Below are 13,025 nucleotides of genomic sequence, written 5' to 3' on the forward strand. Positions count from 1 at the left end.
TAAAAATCATAATGATTTGAGTATTTTGCCGCTGATTACGATTCGGTGAATTTCGTTCGTTCCCTCGTAAATTTGAGTGGCTTTCGCATCTCGGAACAGTCGTTCTATCGTTGATCCTTGCAGGCAGCTGTCTGATCCGAGCATTTGCATAGCCTGGCTTGTCACTGCAACTGCTGTATCAGATGCGAACATTTTGGCCATGGATGCTTCCTTCGTACAAGGCAAACCTTCTTGATGCAAATACGCCGCGCGATAAACGAGCAATCTAGCTGCCTCTACTTTAGCTGTTATGCCAGCGAGTTTAACTTGCTGATGCATTGCCTTCTGATCTGGCTTTAACAACAATGCAGCCTTCGGTTGGAAGCGGTCATTTAGAATGTTTAGTGCAGCTTGCGCAATTCCAAGCGCTTGGGCGCTGATTCCGATACGTCCGCCATCAAGGGAGCCTTTGGCTATGGTAAAGCCTTTGCCTTCTTCGCCAAGTCTCTGGGAAACGGGTATCCTTAATTGATCAAATATAAGCTCACAAGTATTCGATCCGTGCAAACCTAATTTTTTTTCTTTTCTTCCGATCGTTAGCCCTTTTGTTTCACTTTCAATAATAAAAGCGGTAATGCCGTATGCCCCTTTGCTTGCATCAGTCACTGCAAATGCAACATAAACATTGGCCGCGCCGGCATTTGTGATAAATACCTTTGATCCGTTCAAAACATAATATTCTCCGTCTAATACAGCTGTTGTTCGAATAGAGGAGGCGTCCGAACCCGCATGAGGCTCTGTTAACGCGAAAGCACCTAAGCGCTCACCCGAAGCAAGCTCGGGAACATAGCTTGATATTTGAGCTGGCGTACCATAATGCAGGATCGGCAAAGTGCAAACCGAAGTATGAACGGATAAGATGACACCAAGCGCTGCGCTTATCTTTGATATTTCGTTAACCGCAGCAATATAGGAAATGAAATCGCAGCCTGCTCCTCCCCATTGCTTAGGAATTGGAATGCCCATAAAGCCTGCTTGTGATAGTTTTTCAATGAGAAGGCTGGGAAATTGATCATGTTGCTCCATGAGTGGCACAGCGCTGGCTACTTCTGTCTCTGCAAAATGTCGTATCGCTTGTTGCAGCTCTATTTGTTCCTTTGAAAGTCGGAGTTCCATCGCCCGTCTCCCTTCGGATGTACCTATCCCTTCTCATTTGAGTACACATAAAAGCCGCGTCCAGCTTTCCTGCCTAGCCAGCCAGCCTGCACATATTTGCGCAGCAGCGGGCATGGTCTATACTTTGAATCGCCGAATCCAGCCTGCAGTGTCTCCATGATTGCTAAGCAAGTATCGAGTCCAATAAAGTCGGCAAGCGTAAGCGGACCCATTGGATGGTTCATGCCAAGCCTCATCACTTGGTCTACAGCTTCCGGCTCAGCGACCCCCTCATACACCGTGTAAATCGCTTCATTTATCATAGGCATCAGAATTCGATTGGAGACAAAGCCGGGGAAATCTTGAACCTCAATCGGCTTTTTTTTGATTGTGAGCGTCAATGCTTTTATTTTTTCAAATGTATCGCTCGAAGTCTCAAGCCCTTTAATAATTTCGACTAATGGCATAATAGGTACGGGGTTCATGAAATGCATGCCGATTACACGTGAAGCTCTTTTTGTTGCTGAAGCTATTTCTGTAATTGATAACGAGGATGTATTGGTAGCCAAAATGGTATTTGGTTGACAAATTTGATCAAGCTTTTCAAAAATCTCTTTTTTCATCGTCATATTCTCTGGCGCAGCTTCAATCATTAGATCAGAGCGATAGGAGCACATTAAGTCTGTCGAAGTTAGGATGGATTTTATGGTCTGAGTTCGATCAGCCTCGCTAATATTTCCTTTGGCGGCAAGTCGAGTCAGGGAAGTATTAATTGTGGCAATCCCCCTTGCCACGGCAGCTTGCTCAATATCGTAAAGGGTTACCTGCAATCCATTTTGCGCTAACGTCTGTGCAATTCCGCTGCCCATTTGTCCAGCTCCAATTACGGTAACGGTTTGGATAATCATGAGCACCTCCTTTGCCTTAGCCCTCCACCTGAATGAGCATGGCATCACCCTGGGCTCCGCCGCTGCAGATGGCAGCAATGCCTAAACCGCCGCCGCGGCGCTTCAATTCATAAATTAAAGTGAGTAAAATTCTTGCGCCGCTTGCACCGATTGGATGGCCAAGCGCGATCGCACCGCCATTCACATTAACCTTCTCCTCATCCCAGCCTACTATTTTCCCGCAGCTGAGAATGACAGAGGCAAACGCCTCGTTCACCTCAAATAAATCAATGTTTTTTAAAGGAATGCCCGTTTTTCGCAATAGCTTTTGGATTGCAAGCGCTGGAGCAGCAGCTAAATTAGGAGCACTCGCACCAATGGTGCTATATCCGATAATTTTGGCAAGCGGCTTGTGTCCGCCTCGTACCGCTTCTTCCTCCGACATGAGGAGCATAGCGGCGGCGCCGTCATTCACACTCGGAGCATTCCCAGCCGTAATTGTACCGCTCGGACCATGAATCGGTTTTAGCAGCGCAAGCTTCGACAAATCCGTATTAAAACGTGGTCCTTCGTCAATGGCCAAAATAGCGTTTGCAGAAGTGTAGTAAGGCTGAACTTCATCCTCAAATAATCGCAGATTTGCAGCTGAGCTCGCTCGGTCATGACTTCTTAATGCCCATTCATCTTGTTCCGTCCGACTAATATGATGATCTGTTGCAATTTTGTTGCCATAAACAGCCATCAGTACATCTTCGAAAGGACAAAGTAGACCATCGTGAATCAATAAATCCGTCAGTTCGGCATTTCCCAGCTTGTTTCCCCATCTAGCCGTTCGAACAGCAAATGGCGCCTGACTCATGCTCTCCATTCCGCCAGCTAATATTATGTTTGCATCTCCTGCACGTATGATCTGATCTGCCATAGAGATGGCTCGCAAGCCTGAAGCACAAACTTTGTTAATCGTTTCCGCTGGGACGCTCCAATCGATTCCGGCAAGAATGGCAGCTTGTCGAGCTGGATTTTGGCCGCAGCCGGCTTGAAGCACCATTCCCATCATGACGGCATCAGCTTGACTTGCGTGTATTCCCGTTTGCTGCATGGCTCCTTTAATGACGGCAGCGCCCAGCTCAACTGCTTTCTCATTTTTGAACATGCCGCCTAGCTTTCCGAATGCTGTTCGTTTCCCTCCTATAATAACGGTCTTGCGCATGGTGATATACCTCCTACTCCTTCAGCATCCGATGGATGCAATCCACTTCCATCCCGCCTGTTCCAAGCCCCGTTTCCACACATTTTGCATCCCTTAAAAAACGTTCCATCCGATATTCTTGCATATAGCCATAACCGCCAAATATTTGTACAGCCTCAATCGCAACGGCAACAGCCATTTCTGCCGCGAACTTACGCGCGATGGCGGCTTCCTTTGCAAAGCTTAAGCCTTCATCCTTGCGCCACGCCGCTTGATAAGCGAGAAGCCTGGCTGCTTCCAGCTGAGTTGCCATATCTGCAAGCTTGAAAGAGATGCCTTGCTGCTTTCCAATTAAATGACCGAATTGCTTGCGCTCCTTGGCATAGGCAGCTGCAGCTTCAAAAGTTCCTTGTGCAATGCCAATGGATTGCGCAGCTGCACTCAAATGACCGATATCGATGGAATTCAAAATGATTTCAAATCCTTGACCATCTTTTCCGATTTTGTTTGTCTTAGATAACTCATATTTATCCAGCTTCATATTTGAAATGTGGAAAGAACGCAATCCCATCGTTCGTACTCGCTGCCCAATTTGCCATCCAGCTGTACTCGTTTCTATTAAAAAAGCTGTACATGTCGATTTCTTTCGTTTTAACTCCGTCTTTGCAATAACAATGCAATAATCCGCAATATCTCCATGAATGACACATTTATGCTCGCCACATAGCTCCCAGTGATCTCCTCGTCGACGTGCTGAAATGCTGCTGCTCAATCCCTCGTTCCCCACTACTGTCGATGGCAGAGCGCATCCACCCAGCTTTACACCTTTTGCGAGGTCCTTAAGATACAAAGCTTTTAAAGCGTCGCCGCCAAAAGTGAAAATCGGCATAGCAGCATAAACCGTATGGGCGGCAAGCTGAGCAGCTGTAGAAGCGCAGACACGAGCCAGTTCTTCTATTACAATAATGAAAGTCATCCAATCGCTGCCAGCACCGCCATTTAAGTCATCAATAGGTATGCCAGTTATGCCAAGCTTAGACAACTGGTCAAATAACGATCGATCAAACTGCTCCTTCTCATCACGTTCGACTGCTTTAGTTGCAACCTCGCTTTCTGCAAATTCCCTTAACACTGCGCGAGTCATTTCCAGCTCATCGGATATAGAAAATTGCATCTCACTCCACTCCTTCTTAGACGAGGCATGGTTAGTGGACAATGTTCGACGGTATCCGCACGTATCGTAGTATATGAAGACAGACCGCTGAAAAATGACTTCGATCTCCCTCCATATATGCAGCTTATCTTTATTATTTGAGCTCGGATAAACAAAAAAAAGCCAACCCCATTAGGTTGGCTTATACTATGTTTTGCTGTGAGCTATACACTTTGTTGAGTAATTACTCCACCCGGTTCGAAGGTCAGCAGCTTTGTAGCGATTTTATCAATGAAAAAACGATCATGGCTTACGGTGAGTACTGCTCCAGGGAAATGAATTAACGCCTGCTCCATCACCTGTATGCTGGTCAAATCCAGATGATTGGTAGGCTCATCCAATATGATGAGTTCGGCGCCAGACAGCAAACATTTTGCGAGAGCCACACGTGCCTGTTGACCGCCGGATAAGCTTCCGATCACTTTTTGAAGGTCTGCTTCCGAGAACTGCAGCATAGAAAGAAATTTATTCACTTTCTTGCGAGGGGCATTAAGTCCAAGGCCATAGATGTTCACTGCATGGCTTACTGTATCCTTCTGATCGAGCTCGTCCCACATGCGATTGAAATAGGCGTAGCTTACGCCTTTGCTAAACTGCACGGAACCTGAATCAGCCGGTTCTTGTCCTGTTAGCACTTTAATTAAAGTGGATTTTCCGCTGCCATTTGAACCGATAATAGCAATCCGGTCTTCCTTTTGGATATCAAAGCTGACATCTTGAAAGATAACACGCTCAGCATAGTTTTTGCTTATTGCATCGACAGTGCATAAGTTGTCTGGAAAACGCAAATTTTCATAAATATCAGTAATCAGAACGTTTACAGGATGCGGCTCTACTCTTTTCTTCATATCAGCCAGCTTACGCGACAGACGATCTTTGGAAGACTTCCTGCTCGAACGGTTGTCGATTTCCTCAGCTTCCATAAGCAGAAGCTCCTCTTCCCATTCGAACTGCCGATCAAGTTCTTTTTTGCGAAGCTTCTTCTTCCGAATATAATCGGTATAATTGCCTTCGTATTCTTGAAAATGATAATTCTCAATCTCAATGGTACGAGTCACTACCCGGTCAATAAACTGCCGATCATGAGATACCAAAATCATTGTACCGCTAAAGCGATTTAACCATTGCTCCAGCAAAGCAAGACCGTCGAGGTCTAGAAAGTTCGTCGGCTCGTCCAGAAGTACGACGTCTGGCAGCTCAATTAACATTTTGGCTAGTGCGGCGCGGTTGCGCCAGCCGCCTGACAATTGATCGATAGGCTGTTGACGCGATTGCTCATCAAATCCAAGCTTAGTGAGTACGGTATCGATCTCTACAGCAGCATTCCAGCCATTTTGATGCTCCATCTGCTCGAAGAGATCTGCTTGACGATTCAGCAGCTGATCCATTTCATCAGCATCAACGGTAATACCAAGTTTTTCTCCGATTTCCCCAAGCTCGCGTTCGATGCTCCAAATATGCTCATAACAAAGCTCCAGCTCTTGTTTGACGGAACGATTGCCGCTCAGCTCTGAGAACTGTGAGAAGTAGCTCACCTTGACCTTCGGATCAACCTCTACCTTCCCTGCTGTAGGCTCTTCTCTGCCTAAAATAAGTTTAAATACGGTCGATTTTCCTGCGCCGTTACGGCCAATAAGACCAATTCGTTCCCCTTTGCTTATCCGAAAATAAATATCTCGAAAAATAAGTGTATCTTCATACTTTTTCGTTACGTTCTCCAACCGAATGACGCTCATGTCGCTCACCTCTGTATATGGTTGTAAACCACTTTCGGGTGATGTGTCAAGCTAAGTGCAGCATACATCTATTAGACAGCTTTACAACAGCTTCACTGTACCATTGGTATAACCTACGATGACCTTAGTTGCCATACCGATAAACAATCCGTTATCGACGACACCAGGGATGAGATTTAATGTATGTTCCAGCTGTTCTGCTTGTGAAATGATACCAAACTGACAATCTACAATATAGTTGCCATTATCCGTTACAAACATTTGATTTTCTTTTGTTCTAACACTTGTCTCAGCGCCTAGATTACGCAGTTTTTTTATTGTTATTTCGTAACCAAACGGAACGATTTCTACCGGGAGCGGGAAACGTCCCAATTGCGCGACATGCTTGCTTTCATCTACGATGATAATTAGCTGCTTGCTGGCGGCAGCTACGATTTTCTCTCGGAGCAGCGCGCCTCCTCCGCCTTTGATTAAGTTCCATTCGTTATTTACTTCATCTGCGCCGTCAATTGTCACATCAATTTGCTCAATCTCTGCGAATGGAAGCATCGTTATGCCAAGCTCTATCGCAAGCTCTTCAGAAGCTCTCGACGTAGCAATCGCCTTAATCGATAGGCCCTCCTTTACTTTTTGGCCGATTCTTTGAATCGCCCAATAAGCGGTTGATCCTGTTCCTAATCCCACGACCATTCCGTCCTTAAGAAACTCGACAGCTTTTTCGGCGGCTAATTTTTTTGAGTCCATTTATACAGCTCCTTCACTTAATCAATCGTATTTTGTAAAAAAATATTGTACTCACTATATTAATGGAGAGTCATCTCAAATGAACGCTATTTATGTCGTTAATTATTAATTTTCACATGCATCAACCGACAAACATCACATCACGAATCTGGTAGACTAGCAATTAGGTTGTCCCACCACAGAATAGGAGCGCTGATTATGCACACAATTTCGAATGAACATTTTACGAATGAAACGATTGCTTTTGACGGATTTAGCTTTATCGGGTGTACCTTTTCGAACTGCGTCATCATTATCACTACGCTGGACTTTAATTTTGAACGATGCTCTTTTTATGATTCTTCCCTGCACGTCAACCCGAAACTTCCCATATTCGCGATCTCTCACAAGCTTTCACAGTCTACTTATGATTCAGACACGAACTGTTATCAGAACGATTATAAGTATCCCCAAACCGTTGTAGAATTACCGGAAGCCGTACATCGCTGATTCGGTTTAATTTTTCTAAACATACTATTCCCTAATAGGGAATGCAAGTCTGTAATCATAGGATGCCCTATAAAAAAAATCGCGCTTCTTATCGAAGTGCGATTTTTTGTGCTATTCCTTAATCTAGTTAACGATTCGACTAGCCAATCGTTCGATTCGCAGCACAAGCTCCTGCATATGAAATGGCTTTACGACGTAATCATCTGCACCAATTTGAAGTGCATTGACGATATCAGAAGTATTATTGCGAGCGGTCAGCATGACGATCAACAGCTGTTGTTCAGGATAATTGAGGCGCAGCTCCTTTAATACCTCTAATCCGTCCAAATCAGGCATAGAGCCATCGAGCAGGATAATAAACTTTTCACTCTCTTTGTACCAGTTGGAGGATAAGAACGTTCTACCGTCTGCATAACCTTCTGCTTTTACCTTCGTATGATTCGTAGGCTTCCAGTTAAAAAATCGATTGATGATAATCTCTCGGATTAATGGATCATCATCAACGACAATGATGTTTAAAATCGATTCGTTTTTGGAATGGTTTAATGCCTTGGAATAAACAACCGTTTGGTTTCGTCCTCCGCGTTTCCCACTGTATAAAGCTTGATCCGCTTCATCTACCAGGGTAGCAGAATGGCTATTAAGTTCCGTTATTTCTGTGATTCCTGATGAAAATGTGACTTGAAAGTTAGAATCACTCGTTTGAAATTTAATAGCATTAAATTTAGTGCGAAGACGCTCCATAAGGTAAGCGGCTTGAACTGCATCCGTATTCGGTAAAATAAGAACAAATTCTTCCCCGCCATATCGGCATAAAATGTCTCTTGGCCTGATCGCATGTTGTGTAGTTGCCACAAAGGCTTGAAGCACCTCATCCCCTTGAAGATGACCATAGGTATCATTTACAAGTTTGAAGTAATCCAAATCAATCATAACGAGTGAGAAAATATCGTTTGAGCGCTTAAAGCTGTCGATATGCTGCCGCATCATTTGATTGAAATGCTTGCGATTGTAAGCGCCTGTTAACTCATCAATAATGATCGAGCGTTCCCAGTCCATCTTCATCGCAAATCGATTGTCGATGAGAGCCTTAAGCAGCTCAACATCAAACGGCTTGGCAAGAAAGTCCATCGCACCGGATCGATAGGCGTTAACTTGATTTTCGACGGATACATTCCCGCTGACCATTATAATCGGAATATGCTGCTGCTTCGCCTTATCAACGATTTGATTAAGAACATACATGCCGCTTCGATCGGGCAACACGATATCAAGAAGGATGAGATTAGGCTTCCATTCGTAGAACAGCTTTAAACCGCGCTCGGCATTCAGAGCAATGCTTACTGGATAATCATTTTTCTCTAAAACTTCTTTGACATAGGTTACAAATTCAACATCATCATCAATGACAAGTACACGATTGTGATGCTTTGAATGATCATCAAGGGAATCGGCCTGACCCTCATTTGCATTGTCGAGTCCGTCTAGCAGCTGCAGTACTTGAGGAAACATGGCCGTTAGTGGCAGCAAATGCTCTGACCACTCCTCGCGTATGTACGTTTTTTTGCTTTTTTCAGAAAACAATTGTTCTTTGGATTCCGAAAACTTTTCAACCTCACGCAGCCCAATCGTACCGCTTGTCCCTTTAAGATTATGGAAAAATCGATGAATATCTTGTTCCTCAACTGCTGTTTGATTGGACCAATCATCGATCGTCTGTGTAATTCGCTGTTGAATCAGTTGTTTATATTTTTCCGTCTTCATGAAAATGGGCTCCCCCAATTATCGCAGCAAACGAGAGATTGCTGCACTTAGTCTGCCAGGTAAATAGGGTTTCACAAGGAATTCATTAATTCCCCATTGTGCAGCTTTTTCTTTCTCTTCGAAGGCGCTCGAAATGATGATTGGCGTATTTAGCAATACATCGGATTTCTTGATTTTGCTAATAATATCCCAGCCGGTAATTCCTGATTCCAGCATCAGATCGATGACCACGATATCCGGTTTGAGCTGTTCAATTGCATTAATAGCCAATCCACCTTCTGTGAACAGGTGAACATGAAATCCACTAGACCTCAATTCATCTCGGAGTAAAGTGGACAAATTAAGGTCGTTTTCAATCAGCATCACTTGAATGGACGTCTCAGAAGAAGTATTTTCCTTCAACTCATCGTTTTGTATTCGTTCTTGCTGCTTAGCCAGTGGAAGCGTCACGATAAAGGTACTTCCATGTCCGAACTCGGAAAAAACTTCTATTTTGCCATCATGTCTTGTAACAATCTCTTTTACGATTGCCAAGCCTAAGCCAGTCCCGCCAATTTCTCTTCGATCAGAATTATCGACACGATAAAACTTGTTGAAGAGATTAGGCAGTGCATCCTTTGGTATGCCAAGTCCCTCATCTTCTAAGCGAATGACGATCATATCTTTGTTAATGCTGCTAAACAAAGTGATTTGCCCGCCATTTGGCGAGTATTTAATTGCGTTGCTCAATAAATTAATGAATACCTGAAGCATTTTATCTTTATCTGCAATTACAATTGCTTCTTGTGCATCATTTTGCCATGTGATTTGATGGATGCTGGCAGACATTTGCTGCATGTCGATTGCTTCTTTAATTAATGGCGTTAATGATGTACTTTTCATTTCATATGTTTGTTTGCCTGATTCCATTCGTTGCAAATCTAAAAAGTCATTAATTAACGTCGTTAATCTTCTAGCTTCTTGATAAATCGTCGATACATACTTCCGCTGGCGCTCCGGCTTCAGTTCCCGGTGAAGCAGCAGCTCTGCGAATCCAAGCACACTTGCAAGCGGCGTCCGCAGCTCATGACTAACTGTACTTACAAACTCAGATTTCATCCGGTCAACCTCGTACTCCTTCGTTATGTCACGGTGAACGAGCAATAACCCGAATTGTTGACCATTGCGGTACAAGGGCTCGCAATAAATTTGAATGAATTTTCTATCTGGTTCTGTAATTTCATAGTTCATGCTGCGCAAGCCATTATAATGTCCATTTGAGATAAGCCCAGTCATAAATTGAATTAACGGTTCAGATTCAACAACAGAGGATTGGACAAAACCTTTGAATTGCTCATAAGGCATATTGATTGTCCCTTTTTCATGATTGAAAAACCCGAATATCTCAGCCATTTTGTGATTAATTTGAAGCGTGCTGCCATCTAGATCTAGCAATTGAATGCCTTCTTGAATGGTGTTCAGTATATCTCCAGTCATCAATCGCTGCTTCTCCGACAGTTCGTACAAATGTAGTTTATCGAAGGCTAATGATACTTGTGTCATCATGCCAACGATCTCTTCTTCCTCTTGCTTCGTAATCGTACGATTGACCTTCGTAATGACTAGGCAGGCAACCATTTCTTCTGATGCATTCAAAATGGGCAAGATTAAATCGGTAGCCTTCATAGCAGAATCGTGATATCCCTGTTCGCCAAGTGAACATTCTCGAATTATGCTGTATGCTTGTTTGGTCTGTGAGGCACGTAATACGATGCCATCTTCCATTTGCTCAATAAACTGTTTGGCTGAAGCATTGGAAATCCCTACGGATGCGCAATCATGCTCTCTATTCATCATCACAATTAAGCCTTTATCGGAATCGGTAATAGCGACTATATTAGAAATGATGCTTTGCAGCAGCTCTTGTTTATCGAGGGTATTAGAGAGGGATTGTACTAGCTGGTTGCGCTTCTCCAAATATTTCTCATTTTGCTCCATAACACCTACGGCAATCTGCAGTTCCTCTTGCTGTGCCTGCAGCTCATCCTGCTGCGCAATAAGTTCTTCGTTTTGAGCGAGAAGCTCCTCTTCTTTACTTTGGATTTGCGTCATCATTTTCTTAAAGGTTCGTGCCAGCTCTCCAAGCTCATCTTCTCTTGTGAGATCCTCCGGCTCCGAATATTCACCATTCGCGAACTCACGAGCGTGGTTCGTCAATCTCATGAGCGGCACGCCAATATCTCTAGCCACTTTTCTCGTAATAAATGAAGCTATAATTAAGATAATAATGATGTATCCTATTAATATAACGGCTTGGAGCGTTAGGCTGCGAAACAATTCATCGTTTTTTTGCTCAGCAAGCAGCTGTACTTGTTTCTCAAAATCACGTGAGTAGCTAATTAGTTTATTTACAGGGTTATCCTCACCTGCGGATACAAGGACGCGAAGCGCTTCATAATTTTGAGCTTTTGAATATTCAATCGCTTTCGGCAAAATGTTTTCAAAGTAATCAACGAAAAAGGACTCAATATTGTTCATCACTTCTTGTTCCGTTGCATTAATCGGATAGGTTTTGATTTTTGCTAGAGATTGATCCAGCAGCTTCTTCTCCGAAAAAATCTGCTTATATTCGAAATCTGTTAAATAGACATAGTAACCGCGCGCTCTCAAAATAATATCATTGGAATGATCGGCAATTTGCGCGACAAGCTCTTGCTTCTCTCTCATTTGAACCGTTTCGGACTCATAATTTTTTAATATAATAACCGAGATTGTCAGCACGGCAACAGCCCCAATAAGAATAAGCGATAAAGCAAGTACCATCATCGCTACGAACTGTCGTGTAATTCTTTTCTTATAGAAGAGACGCAGCTTACCCACGTAACATCTCCTCTACCTTATCGATTAGCTCAAGCGGACTGAAGGGCTTAGACATAAAGCCATCGGCGCCAGCGAGCAGCACTTTCTCTTGTTCGGCTTGCTGGCTCTTCGCTGACAGCATAAGAATGCATGAATGCTTGCGATCCTCCAGCAGCCTTGTTTTCTCTATGACTTCAATACCTGTCATCTTAGGCATCATGTAGTCTAGAATAATTAAATCAAAGTTAGTGTCCACAATTTTTTGTAACGCTTCTTCCCCATCAGCCGCTTCTTCGAGCGCATAACCTTCATCTTCGAGCGTATCCATAATAAGCATGCGCAGAACCGGCTCATCTTCTGCAATTAATAATGTTTTCATTTTCTTAATCCTCCACTGCCATTTGTTCTAGTGTTCATTCGACATCTATCGTCAAAAATACATCCATTAACATTTCGACGTTCGACAAAAAATCCCTCTTAAAGGTTTGTCTTAGTTGTGTCAATCCTACTTTTTACTCAATAATGACAACAAAAAAAGCAGATGCTCGCGGCAATCTGCTTTTTTTCAATATTTTTTCATTATCGTGATTTAACAATGATCTTACGAATGCTTTCGCACGATAAATGATATTTCCGCTCTAGATCAGCAACAGTCCAACCATTCGAATAATACAGGTAAATTTCTTTGTTTCGTTCGGCAAGCAGTTTCCGTGTGCCGCTTACCTCACCCCAATGCGCACGTTTCTCCGCAAGCTTAGGCACATAGATCAAATCACCTTGAATGTATTTTTGCAGCTCTTGCAATAGACTAGGGGGAAGCACGTCTCTCCCATTTTTGTAGTTCACAATAAATGTCCTCCTCGAACAAGCTAATCTTTTTAGAATTGTTTGCAGCAGTAGTGTTAATCAACATTTTTTGCTTCCTCCTTTCGATTTTTGGTAACGCTGAGTTTTTGTTGCAAGCAATAAAAGCCATGGATGTTATTCCCTCCACTTGAACTTCTTTCTTGTTGCACTTTCTTATTATATTG

The 13,025-nt window shown here is 43.4% G+C and carries 11 protein-coding genes; 1 reads left to right on the forward strand and 10 read right to left on the reverse strand.

Features of this window, described 5'->3' with window-relative positions; translation table 11 throughout:
• Positions 1-6 precede the first annotated feature (6 nt).
• From AC1DOV_RS04540 to rpiA, 6 genes are all read right to left on the reverse strand, one after another.
• Positions 7-1,155, reverse strand: a complete 1,149-nt coding sequence (locus AC1DOV_RS04540) for an acyl-CoA dehydrogenase family protein (RefSeq protein WP_477549295.1) — start codon at positions 1,153-1,155, stop codon at positions 7-9.
• 23 nt (positions 1,156-1,178) lie between these two features.
• Positions 1,179-2,042, reverse strand: a complete 864-nt coding sequence (locus AC1DOV_RS04545) for a 3-hydroxybutyryl-CoA dehydrogenase (RefSeq protein WP_477549296.1) — start codon at positions 2,040-2,042, stop codon at positions 1,179-1,181.
• A gap of 16 nt (positions 2,043-2,058) precedes the next feature.
• Complete coding sequence (locus AC1DOV_RS04550) at positions 2,059-3,231, reverse strand: acetyl-CoA C-acetyltransferase (protein WP_477549297.1); 1,173 nt, start codon at positions 3,229-3,231, stop codon at positions 2,059-2,061.
• A gap of 13 nt (positions 3,232-3,244) precedes the next feature.
• Positions 3,245-4,384, reverse strand: coding sequence for an acyl-CoA dehydrogenase family protein (locus tag AC1DOV_RS04555; RefSeq protein ID WP_477549298.1), 1,140 nt, complete (start codon positions 4,382-4,384; stop codon positions 3,245-3,247).
• A gap of 203 nt (positions 4,385-4,587) precedes the next feature.
• Entirely contained in the window at positions 4,588-6,159 is a 1,572-nt protein-coding gene (locus AC1DOV_RS04560) for an ABC-F family ATP-binding cassette domain-containing protein (protein ID WP_477549299.1), read from the reverse strand.
• An 81-nt stretch (positions 6,160-6,240) separates the two neighbouring features.
• Positions 6,241-6,903, reverse strand: coding sequence for a ribose-5-phosphate isomerase RpiA (gene rpiA, locus AC1DOV_RS04565; protein ID WP_477549300.1), 663 nt, complete (start codon positions 6,901-6,903; stop codon positions 6,241-6,243).
• 198 nt (positions 6,904-7,101) lie between these two features.
• On the opposite strand from rpiA, the gene AC1DOV_RS04570 reads away from it, so the two are divergent.
• On the forward strand, positions 7,102-7,392 hold the full coding sequence (locus AC1DOV_RS04570) for a hypothetical protein (RefSeq protein WP_076265938.1): 291 nt from the start codon (positions 7,102-7,104) through the stop codon (positions 7,390-7,392).
• Between the two features lie 123 nt (positions 7,393-7,515).
• Here AC1DOV_RS04570 and AC1DOV_RS04575 read toward each other — a convergent pair whose 3' ends face one another.
• The 4 genes from AC1DOV_RS04575 to AC1DOV_RS04590 all read right to left on the reverse strand — a co-directional run bounded on the left by AC1DOV_RS04575 (position 7,516) and on the right by AC1DOV_RS04590 (position 12,840).
• A complete protein-coding gene (locus AC1DOV_RS04575) occupies positions 7,516-9,156 on the reverse strand; it encodes a diguanylate cyclase (protein ID WP_477549301.1) in 1,641 nt (546 codons plus the stop codon).
• Positions 9,157-9,174: 18 nt separating this feature from the next.
• On the reverse strand, positions 9,175-12,015 hold the full coding sequence (locus AC1DOV_RS04580) for an ATP-binding protein (RefSeq protein WP_477549302.1): 2,841 nt from the start codon (positions 12,013-12,015) through the stop codon (positions 9,175-9,177).
• Positions 12,008-12,373 (reverse strand): response regulator transcription factor, encoded by a 366-nt coding sequence (locus AC1DOV_RS04585; RefSeq protein WP_076265936.1) that lies wholly within the window; start codon positions 12,371-12,373, stop codon positions 12,008-12,010. Before AC1DOV_RS04585 ends, AC1DOV_RS04580 begins: the two co-directional genes overlap by 8 nt.
• A 200-nt stretch (positions 12,374-12,573) precedes the next feature.
• Complete coding sequence (locus tag AC1DOV_RS04590; protein ID WP_054024760.1) at positions 12,574-12,840, reverse strand: CD3324 family protein; 267 nt, start codon at positions 12,838-12,840, stop codon at positions 12,574-12,576.
• Between the last annotated feature and the right edge of the window lie 185 nt (positions 12,841-13,025).

The sequence above is a fragment of the Paenibacillus sp. 01T47 genome, from assembly GCF_056398245.1.